The organism is Sorangium sp. So ce321, assembly GCF_051530195.1.
Classification (GTDB): Bacteria; Myxococcota_A; Polyangia; order Polyangiales; family Polyangiaceae; genus Sorangium.
The window spans coordinates 12,450,526-12,468,897 of record NZ_CP150329.1 but is presented as its reverse complement, the minus strand read 5'-3'; the positions used below and the strand labels follow the sequence as shown (position 1 = coordinate 12,468,897).

The following is an 18,372-nucleotide window of genomic DNA, read 5'->3' as shown; positions in this document are numbered from 1 at the left end:
GGAGGTCCGCGGCCGATCGTGCTCCACGGAAGACCTCGCTTCCCTCCTTCAGCGAGAGCGCTGGAGAGCCAGCTCAGTCCAGCACCGGCGGGGTGCCGTCGGCCCCCTCGGGCGCTCTCGCTCCGATCAAGAGGCGAAGATCGTCAGCGTATTTCGGGTCGTCACCGGCGCAGAAGTCCGAGTCGCCTACCGCTATCATGGAGTGGTCCGCGCTCGCGCCCACGATCGCACGATATGCTCCGCTCGCCCCCAGCTCACCTTCGTGCCCGTCGAGGATCGAGCCGGCTGGCAGCTCATCGATCCAGAAGTCGATCCGTGCTCTGCGGAGGCTCAAGCATTCATCCTGGGTCTCCTCGGGGCATGCTTCTTCGGCGCTCATCGCCATCCTGATCGGCGCAAAATAGCCTTCGACGGGCGGATAAGGCATCGGGTCGGGACCTCGGACGCCTCCCGCGAGCAGCGCGCCCGTGACGTCGGAGCCGGCGCGCACCTCGAACCACTGGTAGTCGAGGACAGGAGCGTAATCCGTGTAGCGCGCCGCCCGCAGGAACACGGGACCGCTCTCGGGAACGGCGCCGATGATGTGGGGGCTGGGGAGCGTGATCGTCACGCCGTGCACGGTGCCGTCTCCGTCCATGCAGGCAAGGTCGCGTGTCGTTGAGCTGGCTTCCTCCACCTGGCATGGCGCCGCCATGATGTAATCGTAGCTATCGGATCCCTCGTCCGGCCAATCCTCGACGGTGAGCTCGAAATCAGCCGAGATCCCTGCCTGTCGTGGCTCGCAGGCGGACGGCTGTTCTGGGCTCTTCGGCTCGCCGCTGTCGCTCGTGGTGCCGGGTGGAGAAGTCTCAACGGGGCCGCACGCGAGCGTCATGCAGAGGGGGACGACAGACATGAATGCGAGAGCAACGACGGATGATGTACAGCTCATGCGGTCGCCGAGGAGCAACCGGTGCGCCAGGGCGGATATGAACAAAACCACTGGATCGCGCGCCAGGCGCACCAGCCGGTGGCGCAATCCGTCATGGATTGTGACGGTGTGTGCCATGTGGCACGGGGGCGGACGGCTCAGTGTCACGGGTGGCGGACGGCTGCCTGTCCGCTCGAGTCCCGTCCGGCAGGGCTGGCTCGTGGCGGAAGCACGTAGACGGATCGGCCTCGACGTCGCGACGGAGACCGCATTCCCGGGCAGAGGAGCCTTGCAGGCCCGGGAAGATCAGGCGGTGAGGCCGCCGTCGATCTTGAGGTCGGCGCCCGTGACGAAGGCGCCCTCGGGGCCGGCCAGGTACGCCACCATGCCGGCGACCTCGTCGCCCTTTCCGTAGCGCTGCACGGCGATCTGGCCCTTGAGCTGGGCGGCGAGCGGGCCGTCGGCCGGGTTCATGTCGGTGTCCACGGGGCCCGGCTGGATGTTGTTGACCGTGATGCCGCGCGGACCGAGATCCCGCGCCCAGCCGCGTGTCAGGCCGGCGACCGCCGCCTTGGTCGCGCCATAGACGGCCATCCCGGGCATGAGCGCCACGTCGCCGCTGACGCTCCCGATGTTGATGACGCGCCCGCCCTCGCCCATGTGGCGGACGGCCTCCTGCGTGGCGGCAAAGAGGCCCCTGACGTTCACCGCCATGAGGCGATCGAACTCCTCCAGCGAGAACTGATCGATCGGCGCCATGCCGGCGACGCCGGCGTTGTTCACCAGCACGTCGAGCCGGCCGAAGGTCTTCACCGTCTGGGCGACGGCGCTCCTCACCGCCTCGACGTCGGCGCTGTCCGCCCGGACGGCGATCGCCCTGCCGCCGGCCGCCTCGATGCCGTGCACCACCTCGGCTGCCTTTGCCGGCGACGCGGCATAGGTGATGGCCACGGCGGCGCCCTCGTGCGCGAGGCGCCTGGCGATCGCCGCCCCGATACCCCGCGAACCCCCGGTGACCAGCGCAACCTTGCCGTTCAATGTACCCATCGAAAGCTCCTTTACTTTTGGAACGATCGTTCCATAAAAGGAAACTAAGTAGGTTGTCGCTGCCCGTCAAGCGATTTATGGAACGATCGTTATGAAAAAAGCGGCGGGGCAGGTCCAGCGGGGGCGAGGGCGGCCGCGTTGCTTCGATCAGGTGGCGGCGCTGGAGCGGGCCATGCTCCTGTTCTGGGACCGGGGCTACGAGGCGACGTCGCTCGACGAGCTGAGCGCGGCGATGGGCATCAGCCCATCGAGCCTCTACGCGAACTTCGGGGGCAAGGAGCAGCTCTTCCGGGCGGCGGTGGATCGGTATCTCGCCAGGGGGGGCGGGCGCATGGGCTGCATCCTTGCCGAGGAGCCGACGGCCCGGGGCGTGGTGCGGCGGCTGCTCGAGACGGCGGCCGACGAGTTCACCCGGCCCGATCAGCCGTCCGGCTGCATGATCGCGCTGGCCGGGACCCAGTGCTCCCCCGGCGCCCGGCCCTTGCAGGACCTGATGCGAGGGCACCGCGAGGCCTGGCATGCCTCGCTCCAGGCGCGGATCCAGCGGGGCATGGAGGACGGCGAGCTCGCGTCGGACACAGACGCCGCCGCGCTGGCCACGTTCTACGTGACCGTCTTGCTGGGGATGTCGGTCCAGGCGCGGGACGGCGCGTCACCGGAGAGCCTCCGCGCGGCCGTGGAGGCCGCGATGCGGGCGTGGCCTGGGCCCGGCGCCCCGCGCGCTCCGTAGGCTCCCGCGTCGTCCCGTGGAGAGCTCGGTGGGTCGATGCATGGATGCGCTGGCGATGTGCCTCAGAGGCAGGCGTACGCCGCGTCGATCAGCGCCGGCCACCGCGGGTCGCCGCCCGCGCCGCTCGCGATGGTCTGGTTCGGGGTGTAGCCGAAGCCGAGCCCCGCGTCGGGGTCGGCGAAGCCGAGCGCGCCGCCCGCGCCCGGGTGGCCGAAGGTCCGCGGGCCGCGGCCGAAGGGGCGCAGGGCGCTCGGGAGCATGAAGCCGAGCGAGAAGCGGCTCTCCGCGAGGAGGACGGCGTCGGGGCCGCGCGACCGCTCGGCGAGCGCGGCCTCGATGGCCTGCGGCGAGAGCACGCGCGCGGTGTCGACGAGGGCCCCGCCGTTCGCGAGCGCGCCGTACATCCGCGCGAGGGCGCGCGCGTTCGCGTGGCCGTTCAGCGCCGGGATCTCCGCGCGCCGGGCGCGGGCGGTGTTGACGAGGCCCGGCGTGACGAGGTCGCGCGGCTTGGTGAAGGCCATCGAGGTGAGCGACGTCGGATCGCGGAAGCTCGCGGCGAAAGCGCCGCCCAGGCCGCCGGCGCCGGGAGCGCTCGCGATCGTCGGCGGCACCTCGGCGAGCCGCCCGTCGTGCTCGGCGCCGGTGCCGATGTGGAGGTCGAGGCCGAGCGGGCCCGCGACAGCCTCCTGGAGGAACGCGCCCACGCGCCGGCCGCTGGCGCGCCGGATCACCTCGCCCACGAGGAAGCCGAACGTGACGGCGTGGTAGCCGTGCCGGGAGCCCGGCTCCCAGAACGGCTCCTCCGCGGCGAGGGCGGCGGTCATGGCCTGCCAGTCGTAGAGCGCGCCTTCCGGCGGCTCCGCGCGGAGCGCCGGCAGGCCGGCGCTGTGGTCGAGCAGCTGCGCCACGAGGACGCGCCCCTTGCCGGCCGCCGCAAACTCCGGCCAGGAAGCGGCGACCGGCGCGCCGAGGTCGAGCGCGCCCCGCTCGGCGAGCGCGTGGGCGCACAGCGCGACGGCGCCCTTGGTCGCCGAGAAGACGTTCACGATCGTGTCGCCGCCCCAAGGCGCCGTCCTCGCCGCGTCCCGGAAGCCGGCCCAGAGGTCGACGACAATGCGGCCGCGCACCGCGACGCTCACGGCGGCCCCGAGCTCGGGGAACCGCTCGAAATTCGAGGCAAACGCGGCGCGCACGGGCGCGAACGCGGGGTCGCAATAGCCATCCATGGCGAGGTCCATCGCTCGTCCCTTTCCTGGTCGCCGCGGGCGCAGGGGGCGCGCGGGCGTCCCCTGCGCCCGCGGCGAAGCTCATTGGCAATTACGAAACTTTGGTTTCGCAACCGTGGTTGATGGATACGGCCGCCGCCCCGATCTGTCAACGTCATTTGCGCAACCTTGGTTGTGCGGTACAGGCTCCCGCCGTGAAGCCTGCGCGCCCGGACGAGGACCTCGTGCTGCTCTTCGCCGCCATCGCCGCCGCGAGCAGCGACGAGGTGATGCGCCGCGTGGCCAAGGCCGGGTACGGCGATCTCCGCCCGAGCCACGGGTACGTGTTCCAGCACCTCATCCCCGGCCCGGTGAAGGTGCGAGAGCTCGCGGAGCGGCTCGGCATCACGGCGCAGGGCGCCTCCAAGGCGGTGACGGAGCTGGAGGAGCTCGGCTACGTGCGCCGCCGCGTCGCCGACGACGACCAGCGCAACCGGCTTGTCGAGCTCACCGAGCGCGGGTGGGCCGCGGTCGAGGCGGGGCGGACCGCGCGCGCCGCCGTGAACCGGCGGCTGCGCGCGCTGCTCGGGGAGGAGCAGGCGTCCGCGCTGCTCGGGTCGCTCCAGCGCATCGCGGAGCGCTCAGGAGGGCTGGAGCTCCTGTCCTCGCGGAGGCTGCGCCAGCCGTAGCGCAGCGGTGGTATCCTCCGCCGATGCCGTCTCACCACCTCGCCCAGGTCAACATCGCCTTGCCGCTGGAGCCGCTCGGCTCGGCGCGTCTGGCCGACTTCGTGTCCGCGCTCGACCCGGTGAACGCGCTGGCCGACGCCGCGCCGGGGTTCGTGTGGCGGCTGAAGACCGAGGACGGCGACGCCACCGCGGTGCGCGCGTTCGGCGACGACCGGATCCTCGTGAACATGTCGGTGTGGGCGTCGGCAGAGGCCCTGTCCGATTTCGTCTTCCGCAGCCCCGGGCACGCCGCCGTGATGCGCCGCCGCCGGGAGTGGTTCGTCCCGATGAAGGAGGCGATCACGGCGCTGTGGTGGATCCCGGCCGGGCACACCCCCAGCGTGGCCGAGGCCGAGGAGCGGCTCGAGCACCTCCGCCAGCACGGGCCGACGCCGCGCGCGTTCACCTTCCGCCAGCTGTTCGCCGCGCCGGACGCCCTCGCCCCCGCACCCGCTGGCGAGGCGCTGCGCTGCCCGGCCGACTGAGGGGCGACGCCGGTCGAGGAGGGCGGCGTCCGCGCCGCGGCGGCTCACCCCGCGCGCCCGGGCGCGATCCGGAGCCGCGCGAACTCCGCGACGAAGCCCTCGCCCGTCGGGCTGCACGCGTAGAGCCCGCACGGCACCTCGCGCGTGCCGTCGTCCTCGTGCAGGTGGGCCATCCGGATCTGCGTCCACGCCGCGCCGTCGTCCGAGCTCTCGACGAGGTAATCCGGGCCTTCCCGCCGGATGCGCAGCCAGATCTCGCGCCGATCCGAGGGGAACGGCTGGGTCGACCAGTCGCTGTAGCCCGCGTTCGTCACCACCGCGCCGAGGCGGCTCGGGCCGTTTGGCTCGAACTCGACCGATGTCTTCAGCCAGCACGACGCGGAGAGCCTCACCATGAGCCCTGCCTGGTCGTACTGGTGCGCGGGCCGGAACCGCACCTGCGTGGTCATCACGAAGTCGCCGCCGACGCGCGCGAAGAGGAAAGGCCCGTTGTCGTTCTGGAAGCCGTAGTGCGTCCGCTGCCAGTAGTCCGTCTTCGCCCCGGGCTCGACCACGAGCACGCGCCGCTCCGGCTCCACCACCCAGCGCGCGGGCGGGTTGCGCCACTCGAGCTGCGGGTCGACGCCGAGCTTGGTGAATTCCTCGTCCACGAGCAACTTTGTCATGACGCCGGCCTCCCCAGGATTCGATTGGATCCGCCCGTGCGCGGATCCGGGCCGGAGCCTACCACGAAGCGATCGCGCGGCGCGGCGGGCGCGGATCCGTCGCGTGGCGCGGCGGGCGCGGATGGTCGCGCCGCGCGACGCCGGCCCGCTGGGACGCCGCGCTCGCTCGCCGCGCCCCGCGCTACTGCGGCCGCCCCTGCGCGATCCAGCTCTCGACCAGCTGGATCTCCTCCGCGCCGAGCGCCGGCAGCCCGAGCGGCATCCCGCGCACCGCCGGGTCGGCGCGGCCCGCCTCCTCCGCTTGCCGCGCCAGGAGCGCGGCGACGAGGCGCGGCGCGCCGCCCGGCCCGCGCGAGAAGACGCTGCGCCGCTCGCCCTGATCATCGACGTACCCCGCGGCGATCCCCTCGTACGTGGCGAGGTTCAGCCCGCGCGGCTTGAACCCGAACCCGCCCGTGTTCCCGGGCCCGCCGTCGCCGAGCGCGTAATCGGGCTCGGAGTGGCAGTGCCTGCACGTGCCGCGAAACACCCTGCGGTCCACCTCGTCGTAGGTCACCCGCCGCGACAGCAGCGGGAGCCTCTCGGGCACGCTCCCCGGCGCCGGCGGCGCGAGCGGCGCGGTCGCGACGAAGGCCACGATGTCCCGCGCCTCGGCGGGCGACATCGGCACCTGGGGCATCGGCGTGCCCGGCTTGATCGCCCCCGGGTCGAGCACCCACGCGACGAGATCGGCGGGCTCGCTCCGGTCGCGCGCGTGCCGCAGATCCGGCGCCAGGGCGACCGCGGCGCGCGTCTCCTTCTCCATCGGCTTCACCCGCGCGACCGACGAGAGCCCGGTCACCCCGGTGAAAGCGTGGCAGGTCCCGCACCCCTTGGCCTCGTAGAGCTCGCGCCCCCGCGCCGCGCTCGCGCCCTCCAGCGACGTTGTCGGACGTTCGCGCCGCTCGCGGCGATTGCGCGTCAGGTACGCCGCTATGTCGCTCGCCTGCTCGGGGCCGATCGCGAGCCGCGGCATCGTCGCGTGCAGGCGCGGGCGCAGGTCGTGCGGCGCCAGCAAGAACCCGCGGATCCAGTCGCGGCGCAGCCTGTCGCCGGCGGCGGCCAGCGACGGGACGTCGCGCAGCTGGACCAGGTTCTCGTTCCACCGCTTCATCGCCGCCGCGGGCGCCTGGAACCGCCCCGCCGCGATGTCCTGGTGGCACTGGACGCAGTGGGCGTCGCGCGGCGCGGGCGCCTGCCCGGTCCCGTCGTGGCAGCGGTTGCACTGGAGCTCGGCGACGAGTCGCTGCCCGTGCGCCGGGTCCCCGGGCGGCGCCGCGGCGGCGGGGGACGCGGTGACCGCGGCGGCGGCGGCGGCCGTCGCGCCGCCATCGCTTGCGGATAGCGGCGCGGCGGGCGCGGTGGACTCGGGCGCCCGCGCGTCCTCGGAGGAGCACGCGGCGGCGCCCGAGGCGAGCGCGAACAGCGCGGCGAGCAGCGGGCGGGCGCGCATCGGCGTCAGCTCTGCGGACGCGGGTCGATCGCGCCGCTCGATCTACAGAGCGCCGCGCTCTTCGCCATCGCCTCGCACCGGCTTGCCGCGGCGTCGTGCCCCGCGGTGTCCCCCGAGAGCGCGCGCAGCTGCGCCAGCGCCGCGTACCCCTCGGGGCTCGCGAGCAGGTCCTTCTCCGCCAGGTCGCCGAGCAGCTTGAGCGCCTCGCCGCGGTGCTCCGTCGACCGGGCGAGCGCCTCGCCCAGGTCGGTCTGGAGCGCGGGGTCGTTCTTGCGCTGCTCGTTCAGCCGGCGCAGCGCGCGGATCGACCAGTCGAGGTTCCCCCTGCGCTCGTCGGCCGACGCCCCGCCCCAGGTCTCGAGCAGCTCGCGCGGCACCTCGGCGGCGACCTGGAGCGCTCCGTCGCCGCGCGCGGTGGCCACGGCGAGCACGCGGAAAGCCCGGTTGAGCAGCGGATCCTTGTCATGCGCGATGCGCCGGATCTCGGGGAACATCCGGATCACGCTCCCCGCGGCCGCGGTGATCCGGCCGTCGCGCAGGGCTTGCTCGGCCTGGGCGACCCCCATCACGCGGTGATCGATCGCGGGCATGATCTCGACCCCACCGCAGGCCGCCGCGTCCCCTGAAGGGACGAGCGCGGACGCGATGAGGGCACAAAAAAGCGTGAGTCGAACGGCGGGACCATTCATGAAGGACCTCCTCGGGCAGGCTGCGTCGGCGCGCCCCGTCGCTCGTCGGGCGCCACCGATCGACTGTGACAACGCCCCGGCGAAAAAAGTTGCTCCCCGATCGCGCGCCGCCAGCGCTCGAGCGCCCGGCGCCGCGCCGTGCGAGCAACGTGTGACCAAATGTGCGCGGATGCGATCCCCGGGTTGCCTTGGTGCGCGCCCCGGTGTCCAATGCGGGCCTTCCAAAGGAGATCCGGCATGTTGAAGAAGCGGCGCCTCGCGATCGCGGCCCTCGTGGGCCTGGCCAGCGCGCTCCCGGCGTGCACCAGCGGCAAGAAGGCTGACTGCGCGAGCCCCGAGGTGTTCTGCGTGGGCCTCGTGACCGACATGGGCAAGATCGACGACAAGTCGTTCAACCAGTCGGCGTGGGAGGCGATCCAGCGGGCGCAGAAGGAGCTCGGCGCCACGACGCAGTACATCGAGACGACGGATCCGAAGGACTACCCCAAGAACATCGCGACGTTCGCCGAGGAGAAGTACGACGTCGTCGTCACCTCGGGCTTCGGCCTCACCGAGGCGACGCACGGCGCTGCCGCGCAGTTCACGAGCACGCGGTTCATCGGCATCGACCAGTTCCAGGCGCCCGGCGCCGAGAAGCCGAACGTCGTCGGCCTCGTGTTCCCGGAGGACCACGGCGGCTTCCTCGTGGGCGCGCTCGCCGCGATGATGACGAAGTCGGGGAAGATCGGCGCCGTGCTGGCCACGGACGCCGTCCCGCCGGTCTGGCGCTTCGGCGAGGGCTTCCGCGCGGGCGCGCGCCACGTGAAGCCGGACATCGAGCTCAGCGTCGTCTATCACAACGACGTCGGGTTCGATAAGACGTTCACCGATCCCGAGTGGGGCAAGACGACCGCCGTCTCGATGATCGACAAGGGGGTCGACATCGTCTTCGGCGGCGGCGGCAAGACGGGCAACGGCGCGCTGCTCGGCGCGGCCACCAAGAACGCCCACGCCATCGGCGTCGACACCGACCAGTACTACACGGTGCCCGAGGCCCAGAAGGTCATCCTCTCCAGCGCCGTCAAGCTCATCACCGAGGGCGCGTTCGACCTCATCAAGCTGGCCAAGGAGGGCAAGCTGCCGAGCGGCAACTACCAGGGCAAATCGGGGTATGCGCCGTATCACGATCTCGACAGCAAGGTCCCGGCCGAGGTGAAGGCGAAGATGGAGGAGCTCAAGAAAGCGCTCCTCGACGGGACGCTCAAGACGAACGTGCCGCCGTCCAAGCCGGGCCAGTGAGCGCGCCGGGAGCTCGAGTATGCGAGAGAGGGTGATCCGGCGGCTCAGGCCGCTGCTGCTGCCGGCGCTCTCGGTGTTCACCGCGATGGTCCTCGGCGGCGTGCTCATCGCCCTCGCCGGGGGCAATCCGCTCGAGGCCTATGCCGGCATGCTCGAGGGCGCGTTCGGGTCGCCGCGGGCGGTGAGCGAGACGCTCGTGTGGGCGACGCCGTACATCCTCGCCGGCCTGTCGGTCTCGCTGGCGTTCAAGGGGGGGCTGTTCAACATCGGGGCCGAGGGGCAGCTCGCGCTCGGGGCGCTCGCGGCGGCGTGGGCGGGCCACTGGCTGCCGCGGCTCGTGGGCGGGGGCCTGCCCGCGCCGCTGCACGTCCCGCTGACGCTGCTGCTCGGCGCGCTGGCCGGCGGGCTGTGGGCCGCGGTGCCCGGGTGGATCAAGGCGCGCGCGGGCGGACACGAGGTGATCAGCACGATCATGCTCAATTATGTCGCCCTCAACGCGGTCAGCTTCCTGCTGAACGGCCCGATGAAGGACCCCGCCGCGGGCAACGTGCTCTCCCGCACGCCCCTCATCGACGAGAGCGCGCGCCTCCCCGCGCTCGTCGAGGGCTTCCGGCTGCACTGGGGCTTCCCGCTCGCCCTGCTCGCCGCGGCGCTGGTCGGGTGGGTGCTGCAGCGGACGGTGTTCGGCTTCGAGATCCGCACCGCGGGGCAGAGCCCGGACGCCGCGCGCTACGCGGGCGTCCGGGTGGGCCGCACCGTGATCGCGACCATGGCGCTCTCGGGCGCCCTCGCCGGGGTCGCCGGCGCCGTCGAGGTGAGCGCGCTGCACCACCGGCACGAGCTCGGGTTCTCGCAGGGGTACGGCTTCGACGCGATCGCCATCGCGCTCCTCGGCAAGGCGCACCCCGGCGGGACGGTGCTCGCGGCGCTGCTGTTCAGCGCGATGCGCAGCGGCGCGACCCGGATGCAGTACCTGACGCAGATCCCGATCGACGTCATCTCCGTCATCCAGGCGCTCATCCTGCTCTTCGTCGCGGCCGAGACCCTGGTCCGGCGCATCTACCGAGTCCGCGGCGAGGGCGAGCGGCTCGTGCTCACGCGCGGGTGGGGCGGCTGACCATGAAGATGGGCTATCGACGGTACGGGTTCATCGCGGCGGTCGTCTGCGTGCTCGTCGGCGTCGTCACGCTGATCGGCGGGGCGCGGGTGTCGCCGATGACGATCGTGGCCAGCATGGCGGCCACGACCCTCGCCGTGGCGACGCCGCTCACGCTGGGGTCGCTCTCGGGCGTCTTCTGCGAGCGCTCGGGGGTCGTGAACCTCGGCATCGAGGGGATGATGCTCGCGGCCGCGTTCTCGGGCTGGTTCGGGTCGATCTACGCGAGCGCGGTCCTGCACCTGCCGCCGCTGCCGAGCTTGCTGCTCGGCGTCGCGATCGCGGTCATCACCGGCGCGGCGCTGGGCCTCCTGCTCGCCGTGCTTGCGGTGACCTTCGCGGTGGACCAGATCCTCGCGGGGACGGTGATCAACTTGCTGGCCGTCGGGCTCACCGGGTTCTTCAACCGACAGCTCTTCTTCGGGCCGGGCAGCGCGTTCGGCGGCCAGGTCCCGCACGCGCCCGGCGTCCTGCCGCGCCTGCGCGTCCCGCTCCTCGCCGACATCCCCGTCGTGGGCCCGGTGTTCGAGCAGCAGCCGATCGCCCTCTCGGCCATCGCGCTGGTCGCCCTGACGCACCTCGTGCTGTTCCGCACGCGGTGGGGCCTGCGCGCGCGCGCCGTGGGCGAGCACCCGCGCGCCGCGGCCACCGTCGGGATCGACGTGGCCCGCGTGCGCTACGTGAACGTCGTCATCGGCGGCGCGATCGCGGGGCTCGGCGGGGCGTACTTCACCCTGGAGTCGGTGCCTTCCTTCGAGCCGATGATGACGAACGGGCGCGGCTTCATCGCCCTCGCGGCGATGATCTTCGGCGACTGGACCCCGTTCGGCGCGTGGGCCGCGGCGCTCGTCTTCGGCGCGGCGCAGGCCTTCCAGATCAACCTCCAGCTCTTCCGCGACCTCATCCCGCCGTCATGGTCGTTCCTGCAGCAGTCGTCGGTCGTCGGGCTCGTGCCGTACCTCCTGACGCTGCTCATCCTCACCGGCGTCATCGGCAAGACGACGCCGCCGGCCGCCGACGGCCTGCCCTACGAGCCGGAGGGGCGGCGGTGACGGCGGTCCTCGAGGCCAGGGGGGTCACGAAGCGGTTCTCCGGCGTCCTGGCGAACGACGGGGTGGACATCGATCTGCGCGAGGGCGAGATCCACGCCCTGCTCGGCGAGAACGGCGCCGGCAAATCGACGCTGATGAACGTGCTCTACGGGCTGGTGCGCCCGGACGCGGGGGAGCTCCGCCGGCGCGGGCAGCCCGTCGCGCTGCGCTCGCCGAGCGACGCGATCGCGCTCGGGATCGGCATGGTGCACCAGCACTTCATGCTGATCCCGGTGTTCACGGTCGCCGAGAACATCGTGCTCGGCGCGGAGCCCGTGCGCAGGGGCCTGATGGACCGGCGGCGCGCGAGCGCCGAGGTGCGCGAGCTGTCGGCGCGCTACGGGCTCGACGTCGACCCCGACGCCCGCGTGGAGGACCTCCCTGTCGGCGTGCAGCAGCGCGTGGAGATCATCAAGGCCCTTTACCGCAAGGCGGAGATCCTGATCCTCGACGAGCCCACGGCCGTGCTGACGCCGCAGGAGGCGGAGGAGCTGTTCCGCGTGCTCCGGGCGCTGACGGCGCAGGGGGTAAGCGTCCTCTTCATCACGCACAAGCTCAAGGAGGTGCTCGCCGTCGCTGACCGGGTGACGGTGATGCGCGCGGGCAAGGTGGTGGGCGCCGCGATCCCGGCGGAGACCGACGAGCGGGGTCTGGCGGCGATGATGGTGGGCCGCGAGGTCGTGCTCCAGGTGAGCAAGGCCCCGGCGCGCCCCGGGGAGGTCGTGCTCGAGGTGCAGCGCCTCGGCGTCGCCGGCCGGCGCGGGTCGGGCGCCGACGTGGTGCGCGACGTGAGCTTCTCGGTCCGCGCGGGCGAGATCCTCGGGATCGCCGGCGTGCAGGGCAACGGCCAGACCGAGCTCGTCGAGGCGATCACCGGCATCTCGCCGGCCCGCGACGGGCGCGTGCTCCTCCGGGGCCGCGACGTGACGGGCGCGCTGCCCCGCACCCTCATCGAGCGGGGCGTCTCGCACGTGCCCGAGGACCGGCAGCGCGACGGGCTCGTGCTCTCGTACTCGGTCGCGGACAACCTCGTCCTCTGCACCTACCACCGGCCCCCGTTCGCCGAGCGCGGCGTGCTCCGCGACGACGCCCGCGACGAGAACGCGAGGAGGTTGATAAAGACGTTTGACATCCGCGCGCCGGGCCCCGGGACGCCCGTCTCGGCGCTGTCGGGCGGCAACCAGCAGAAGGTGATCCTCGCCCGCGAGCTGAGCCGTCCGGTGGAGCTGCTCGTGGCGAGCCAGCCGACGCGGGGCGTGGACGTGGGGTCGATCGAGCACATCCACCGCGAGATCGTGGCGGCGCGCGACGCGGGGGCGGCGGTCCTGCTCGTCACGGCGGAGCTCGACGAGGTCCTGTCGCTGTCGGACCGGATCGCGGTGATGTACCGGGGCGCGCTCGTGGCGACGCGGGACGCGGGCGCTGTGTCGCGGACCGAGCTCGGGATGCTGATGGCCGGGGTGGCGCCCGGCGCGGCGGCCGCGGCGGTCCCGGAGGGCGCGGCGGGCGAGGTGGCGCCGTGAGGTGTGCGCGCGCGCTGCGGGTGCTGATCGCGCCGGCGCTGCTGGCGGCGGCGGCCGGGGCCCTCGTCGCGCCGCCGTCTTCAGCCGCGGGGGGCGCCGCAGGGAGCGCCGCGGGGAGCGCCGCGGGGAGCGCCGCCCCGACGCTGGCGCAGTACCGGTACTTCCGCGCGCTCTCGCTCGACCTCGTGGGGCGGCTGCCAGCCCGCGCGGAGCTCGCCGAGATCGAGGCGCCGGGCTTCGACATGGACGCCTGGATAGAGCGCCACCTCGACGGCCCTGGCTACGTCGACCGGCTGACGCGCATCTACATGGATGTCCTGCGGCTGGAGCTCGGCCCTGCGGTCACGTTCGCGCCGCGGGAGACGACGCTCCACCGGCACCAGGTGCTGGGCCCGGACGGGAAGCCCATCTACGTCTATTACCGTCACAACCAGCGTCGCCTCGACCCGGTGATCGACGGAGAGTTCTGCTTCTCCGAGGCCGAGAGCGGGCTCAAGGTGGTGAACTCCGCGCCTGCCGCGGGGACGCCGATCCCGATCTCCCAGCGCCTGCTCGACGAGCGGACCACGCTCGTCCGCCCCTTCTGGCTCTACCGCGATTACCTCTCCATCAATCCGGTGCAGCGCTACGGGGCCGGGTGGGACGACCCGGACAGCGCGTATGTCCCGCTGCCGGAGCTCCTCGTCGAGCCGGACGGCAAGACGCCGACGGTCGAGGTCCGTGTCTGCAAGGAAGAGGCGCAGACAGCGGACGTCGGCCACGTCTACGCGAGCGACGTTCCGCCGCTGCCCAGGGGCGCGCCGCTCCCCGCGGGCCGCACGCGCCCGCCGCTGCCCGAGGACCCGTATGCGAAGGCGCACCGGGGAGAGCCCATCTCGTGCCGGAGCGCGCTCGCGCCGAGGATGAGCGTCGATTGCGGCTGCGGCATCGGGCTCGTGCACTGCATGCCTGGCGACAGCTACGGCAGGGATCCGCGCGCCTTCGTGCTGCCGGCGCATGTCCCGCTCGGGGTCGACCAGCCCATCGGGGCCGCGCCGCACACGAGCTCTGGCTGGCACAAGTTCTGGTGGTCTCAGGAGGCGATCCACTTCATGAGCCACGTATTCAGGGCGGATCGCGACTTCCGGGAGATGCTCACGGCGCGGTACACGTTCATCAACGGGCCGCTCGCCCAGTTCTACCTGTCGAGCGCGCCGGCGGCGTGCTGCTCCCAGCACAAGTCGTTCGGGATGCGCGAGGACGAGGAGCCGCTGTTCCTGCCGCGCGCGGTGCCGCCGGTGGTCTTTCCGCACGACGTGTCCGACTGGACGTTCATCCCTGACCGTGGGCCGCGCGCATCCGGGCTCATCACGATGCCTGTGTTTCTCACGAAGTATGCCTCGCGCCGGGCGCGCGCGGCCGCGCTCTACAGCGCGTTCCTCTGCAAGAGCTTCACGGCCGAGCACGCGGATCTCCCGCCCTCGAGCGAGCCGGACCTCATGGTCCGGCCTGGCTGCGCGAGCTGCCATGCGACGCTGGAGCCGCTCGCGGCGTATTTCTCGCGGGTCGAGGAGACGACGTGGACCTACCTGCCCGCGGCCAAGTTCCCGATCGAGAACCCCGCCTGCAAGGTGGGCGCGGACGGCAAGATGCGGAATGCGTGTCAGCCGTTCTATGATCCTGCGTTCTCGACCCGGGAGCGCGGCGTGCTCCGGGGCGCCTATGCCTCGGAGGAGCACACCGAGCGCGGCCCCGCGGGCGTCGCGGCGGACATGACGCGGATGCCGGAGTTCGCCACGTGCGCGGTCCAGCGCGTGACCGAGGGGTTCCTCGGGAGGCCTGTCCGCGAGGAAGACGAGCCCCTGCTGCGCTCGCTGCGCGAGCGGTTCGTCTCGCGCGGGTACCGGATGCGGCCGCTGGTCGAGGCGATCGTCCGCTCGCCGGCGTACGCGCGCGCGAGCAACCTGCGCCCCGGGCTCGAGCGGGGCGGGGCGGAGCGCGGCGAGGGAGCGCGGTGACGCCCGGCCGGGTGAGGGCCTTTGCCCTTGCCGGCATGGCCGCGCTGGCGGGCGCGTGCGGCGGCCCGCCGGAGGCGGTCGCGCCCCTGCCGGCCGCGCCGCTCCGGGAGACGGGGCGCGTCGCCCTGAGCCGGGCGCCGCAGGAGGACCTGCGGCTGGTCCCGGCCGAGGCGTACCTGAGGAGCTATCTCCGGCTGTTCGGCGGTCTGGCGCCCGCCGAGGTCGAGCGCCGCGCGCGGGGGGACGACAGGTCAGCGCTCTTCGACACCTGGGGAGACTACCTCGCGGCGCTCGGACTCCCCGATTACACCCTCGATCTCCCGCGCGGCACGCAGACCAACGCGCTCATGATGGCGGCGTTCGAGCGGCTCGGCATCGCGCTCTGCGACCGCGCGCTGGAGCACGACTGGAAGGCGAGCGTGCCAGTCCCGATCGAGCAACGGCTCATCTTCGCCTTCGACCTGCCCGCGCAGGGCCTCGACGAGGCGGCCTTCGCCCCGCGCTTCGACGTGCTGCACCGGACCTTCCTGAGCTACCCGGCGCGCCTCGCGCCGCCGGACCGGGAGAGGCGGTTCTTTGCGCTCTACCAGGGCACGGTGGCGCGGCACCGCGCGAAGGGCGCGCCGAGGTCGCGGTTCTCGCCGGAAGAGGCGGGGTGGGCGGCGGTGTGTTACGGGCTCGTGCGGCACCCGGAGTTTCTCCTGTACTAGTACAGCGTTCCCCAAGTTCGTCCCTGGATCGGCGATGTGCCAGCCCCGCTACGGGCTGAGCCGGCCGGGCCTATGAACAAAGCGAACTCGTCGCTGAACGTCGACGCAATGTCCGGCGGCGTAATGCCCCCGCCGGGCCAGCTACTCGATGGCCGCGAGCGTCCAGGGGAAGTCGGTCATCATCAGCTTGAGCAGGTCCTGCCATTGGCCACGGAAGCCGGTCTTCTCCCACTTGCCGGTGTGGGTCGCGATCTCGAGCGTCCAGAGGTGGACGGTGTCACGGCGCAGCCTGGCGTGCGCGGTCGGGTCGGCTTCAGGACCCGACTCGATGATCACCATCTGGCCGTACTTCCGGGCCCTCAGGTGTTGCAGTCCGTGCGCTTGGAGGTAGGAGCGGACCGCGTCGGCGTGCTCAGGGGCGGCGTGCGGCTTCGACATCGGTCCGCACGGAAGCTCACGCTGCGTACGATGGCAAGGTCGCCCGCCACTGGCCGCGGAACTTCCAGCGGAAGGGCCGGGCTTCGTGCTCGTTCCACTGGCGTACGAAGCCGAGCACGCCCCGGCTCAGCTCCTCGGCGGAGGCGAAGGAGGCGTGCTTGAGCACCCGACGGCTCAGGACGCTGAACCACAGCTCGATCTGGTTGACCCACGACGCGTGGATGGGCGTGTAGACGAAGTGGAAGCGCCCGCCGTGCCGCGCGTTGAACTCGTTCCACCTGGCGCCGTGGTGAATGTTTAGATTGTCCCAGATGATGTAGACGTCGCCCGTGGGGTAGCGCTCCGCCACCTCGTCCATGAACGCGAGCAGATCGGCGGCGGTGCGTGTCGGTCCACAGCGCGACACCACCTCGCCCGTCTTGACGTTGAAGGCGCCAAGCAGCGTGAGCGTGCCGTGGCGCTGGTACTCGAACTCCCGGCGCGCGGCTCTTCGGCTGCGGCACGGCTGCATGGGGAACCGATGCTGCAGCGCCTGCATGCCGGTCTTCTCGTCGACGCAGAGCACGGTCGCGCCTGCGGGAGGCTCCAGGTACAGCTTGCAGATCGCCTCGACCTTGGCGCGGAAGTCCGGGTCCGGGCTGTGCAACCACAGTCGGACGCGATGCGGTCGGAGGCTGGCTCCCTGCAGCACGCGCCAGACCTCGGTGCGGCTCAGCTCCACCTCGGTCTCCAACTTCAGTGCCTTGGCCAGCTGGTCCAGGGTCCAGACCTGCTCGAATGGGACCTTGTGCTCATCGGGGCGGCTGCAAGCCAACTTGATGAGCTCGTAGTGCACCGCGGTCGCCACGCGCGGGGGTCGCCCCGTGCGCGTCCTGTCCTGCAGCACCGCCTCGTCGGCAAGCTCTGCGATCCGGTTGCGCCACTTGCGCACGGTCTTGATGTCGCAGGCTACAGCGCGTTGGATCTGCTCGTTGCTCCATCCCTCGTCGGCCAAGAGCGCGATCCGGGCACGCTGCGCATCGCGCTGCGAGGTCTTGGGCGAGCGCGCCGTCTGCTCCAGCTTCTGGCGCAGCGGCGCGGGCAGCAGGACGGGTTTTGCGCGAGCTCGGGGCACCTACGCGCGTGGGACCTGGCCCGAGCCGATGGCTTCAAAAGTGCGCACCATCGTAGATGACCAGGCAATCTCGCCTCGCAGACCGTAACCGCTGCGCAGGTGCTCGCCACGCTCAGGCTGCGGACCCTCGCGAGGGCCTCGGCTGGGTCACTCCGGATCCAGGGACGAACTTGGGGAACGCTGTACTAGGGCCTGCTCCTCCGTCCCGAGTCTCGGGTATTGCACGACATCCCGGGCTCGCATGCAGACGCGCTAGACCACATCGCTCCCGTCGCTGGCGGACGTGCTGGCAGGACGGCCGCGGCGGGGCGGCGCGCCTGCCCCCTGCAGGTGGGGCGCGTGCCCCCGGAGGACGTCGGCGCCGCGGATGGCATCGGATGCAACGCCGACGTATGCTCCACGCTCAAGGCCATGCACGCGCACAAGCTCATTGTCCACGTTCCAAAGTCGCGACGCGTCGAGATCAATCTTCCAGAGGACGTGCCGGAAGGAGAGGCCGAAGTCATCGTGCTGACTCAGGAACAGCGAGATGCGCGCTCCGGGGAGCCCGACAGCGACGAGAAGGTCATGGCCGCTTGCCGAGCCATCGACGCATGGCGGGAGGACAACCCAGAACGGCTTCTGTCGAAGGACCAGCTCGACGCCGCGCTCGGCGCGGAGCGCGATAGCTGGGGAGAACCGTGAGTCGAATCTACCTGGACTCTTGTGTTCTCATCTATCGGGTCGAGGGCGCGGAGCCCTACAAGGGTTCAGCGGATCGCGCGCTGCTGTCGCTAGGCTCGAGCAAGGCGTGTATATCACCTCTTGTTCGCCTGGAGTGTCTCGTGAAACCCATCCGGTTGAATGACAGAGGGTTGCGAGCGGCGTACGAGGGGTTACTCTCGGCCTTCGACCTGTTGCCGCTCTCCGCAGAGGTCTTCGAACTCGCAACCGAGCTTCGAGCACTGCACGGCCTAAAGACCCCTGACGCTCTTCATGCCGCCTGCGCTGTCCACTACAGCTGCGATCAGATCTGGACGAATGACGATAGGTTGCGGCAGCTGAGCGGCAGGATCACCGTGAGGATCATCGGCTAAGGTTCATCGAGCCGCTGCCCGATCGCCCCCTCGAGCAG

The 18,372-nt window shown here is 71.8% G+C and carries 19 protein-coding genes; 11 read left to right on the top strand and 8 right to left on the bottom strand.

The annotated features are described in order from the left end of the window. Positions 1–73 precede the first annotated feature (73 nt). Together WME89_RS46310 and WME89_RS46305 are read right to left on the bottom strand one after the other, a co-directional pair. The gene (locus tag WME89_RS46310; protein ID WP_438005944.1) at positions 74–1,048 is read right to left on the bottom strand and encodes a hypothetical protein; all 975 of its coding nucleotides are present in this window, start codon (positions 1,046–1,048) and stop codon (positions 74–76) included. A 168-nt stretch (positions 1,049–1,216) separates the two neighbouring features. Next, positions 1,217–1,957, bottom strand: coding sequence for a 3-oxoacyl-ACP reductase family protein (locus tag WME89_RS46305; protein ID WP_438005943.1), 741 nt, complete (start codon positions 1,955–1,957; stop codon positions 1,217–1,219). 91 nt (positions 1,958–2,048) lie between these two features. Between WME89_RS46305 and WME89_RS46300 the strand changes: the two genes are divergently transcribed. Beyond that, entirely contained in the window at positions 2,049–2,687 is a 639-nt protein-coding gene (locus WME89_RS46300) for a TetR/AcrR family transcriptional regulator (protein WP_438005942.1), read from the top strand. A 62-nt stretch (positions 2,688–2,749) separates the two neighbouring features. Here the strand turns inward: WME89_RS46300 and WME89_RS46295 are convergent, their stop codons facing one another. Continuing rightward, entirely contained in the window at positions 2,750–3,913 is a 1,164-nt protein-coding gene (locus WME89_RS46295; protein ID WP_438005941.1) for a serine hydrolase domain-containing protein, read from the bottom strand. Between the two features lie 194 nt (positions 3,914–4,107). Between WME89_RS46295 and WME89_RS46290 the strand changes: the two genes are divergently transcribed. Both WME89_RS46290 and WME89_RS46285 read left to right on the top strand, forming a co-directional pair. Further along, entirely contained in the window at positions 4,108–4,581 is a 474-nt protein-coding gene (locus WME89_RS46290; protein WP_438005940.1) for a MarR family winged helix-turn-helix transcriptional regulator, read from the top strand. A gap of 23 nt (positions 4,582–4,604) precedes the next feature. Next, positions 4,605–5,105 carry a DUF3291 domain-containing protein gene (locus WME89_RS46285; RefSeq protein ID WP_438005939.1) on the top strand — a complete coding sequence of 167 codons (501 nt, stop codon included), beginning with the start codon at positions 4,605–4,607 and terminating at the stop codon, positions 5,103–5,105. Positions 5,106–5,149: 44 nt separating this feature from the next. Here the strand turns inward: WME89_RS46285 and WME89_RS46280 are convergent, their stop codons facing one another. The 3 genes from WME89_RS46280 to WME89_RS46270 form a co-directional block, all read right to left on the bottom strand. Continuing rightward, positions 5,150–5,770, bottom strand: a complete 621-nt coding sequence (locus WME89_RS46280; RefSeq protein WP_438005938.1) for a DUF1349 domain-containing protein — start codon at positions 5,768–5,770, stop codon at positions 5,150–5,152. A 181-nt stretch (positions 5,771–5,951) separates the two neighbouring features. Beyond that, positions 5,952–7,262 carry a c-type cytochrome gene (locus WME89_RS46275; protein ID WP_438005937.1) on the bottom strand — a complete coding sequence of 437 codons (1,311 nt, stop codon included), beginning with the start codon at positions 7,260–7,262 and terminating at the stop codon, positions 5,952–5,954. Positions 7,263–7,267: 5 nt separating this feature from the next. Beyond that, complete coding sequence (locus WME89_RS46270) at positions 7,268–7,951, bottom strand: hypothetical protein (protein ID WP_438005936.1); 684 nt, start codon at positions 7,949–7,951, stop codon at positions 7,268–7,270. Positions 7,952–8,188: 237 nt separating this feature from the next. Between WME89_RS46270 and WME89_RS46265 the strand changes: the two genes are divergently transcribed. The 6 genes from WME89_RS46265 to WME89_RS46240 are packed head-to-tail and all read left to right on the top strand — an operon-like array spanning position 8,189 to position 15,706. Continuing rightward, positions 8,189–9,229 carry a BMP family lipoprotein gene (locus tag WME89_RS46265; RefSeq protein WP_438005935.1) on the top strand — a complete coding sequence of 347 codons (1,041 nt, stop codon included), beginning with the start codon at positions 8,189–8,191 and terminating at the stop codon, positions 9,227–9,229. Between the two features lie 19 nt (positions 9,230–9,248). Continuing rightward, positions 9,249–10,346 (top strand): ABC transporter permease, encoded by a 1,098-nt coding sequence (locus WME89_RS46260; RefSeq protein WP_438005934.1) that lies wholly within the window; start codon positions 9,249–9,251, stop codon positions 10,344–10,346. Between the two features lie 8 nt (positions 10,347–10,354). Further along, entirely contained in the window at positions 10,355–11,437 is a 1,083-nt protein-coding gene (locus WME89_RS46255) for an ABC transporter permease (RefSeq protein ID WP_438005933.1), read from the top strand. Then, complete coding sequence (locus WME89_RS46250) at positions 11,434–12,999, top strand: ABC transporter ATP-binding protein (protein ID WP_438005932.1); 1,566 nt, start codon at positions 11,434–11,436, stop codon at positions 12,997–12,999. The genes WME89_RS46255 and WME89_RS46250 overlap by 4 nt, the downstream gene beginning before the upstream one ends. Then, on the top strand, positions 12,996–14,996 hold the full coding sequence (locus WME89_RS46245; protein ID WP_438005931.1) for a DUF1585 domain-containing protein: 2,001 nt from the start codon (positions 12,996–12,998) through the stop codon (positions 14,994–14,996). Before WME89_RS46250 ends, WME89_RS46245 begins: the two co-directional genes overlap by 4 nt. Then, complete coding sequence (locus WME89_RS46240; protein ID WP_438005930.1) at positions 14,993–15,706, top strand: hypothetical protein; 714 nt, start codon at positions 14,993–14,995, stop codon at positions 15,704–15,706. Before WME89_RS46245 ends, WME89_RS46240 begins: the two co-directional genes overlap by 4 nt. Before the next feature lie 141 nt (positions 15,707–15,847). Here the strand turns inward: WME89_RS46240 and WME89_RS46235 are convergent, their stop codons facing one another. Together WME89_RS46235 and WME89_RS46230 are read right to left on the bottom strand one after the other, a co-directional pair. Beyond that, positions 15,848–16,144 (bottom strand): hypothetical protein, encoded by a 297-nt coding sequence (locus WME89_RS46235; RefSeq protein WP_438005929.1) that lies wholly within the window; start codon positions 16,142–16,144, stop codon positions 15,848–15,850. 16 nt (positions 16,145–16,160) lie between these two features. Beyond that, positions 16,161–17,258, bottom strand: a complete 1,098-nt coding sequence (locus tag WME89_RS46230) for an IS630 family transposase (protein ID WP_438005928.1) — start codon at positions 17,256–17,258, stop codon at positions 16,161–16,163. Positions 17,259–17,597: 339 nt separating this feature from the next. On the opposite strand from WME89_RS46230, the gene WME89_RS46225 reads away from it, so the two are divergent. Both WME89_RS46225 and WME89_RS46220 read left to right on the top strand, forming a co-directional pair. After that, positions 17,598–17,942, top strand: a complete 345-nt coding sequence (locus tag WME89_RS46225; protein WP_438005927.1) for a hypothetical protein — start codon at positions 17,598–17,600, stop codon at positions 17,940–17,942. Then, complete coding sequence (locus WME89_RS46220) at positions 17,939–18,334, top strand: type II toxin-antitoxin system VapC family toxin (RefSeq protein ID WP_438005926.1); 396 nt, start codon at positions 17,939–17,941, stop codon at positions 18,332–18,334. The genes WME89_RS46225 and WME89_RS46220 overlap by 4 nt, the downstream gene beginning before the upstream one ends. Positions 18,335–18,372: the final 38 nt, after the last annotated feature.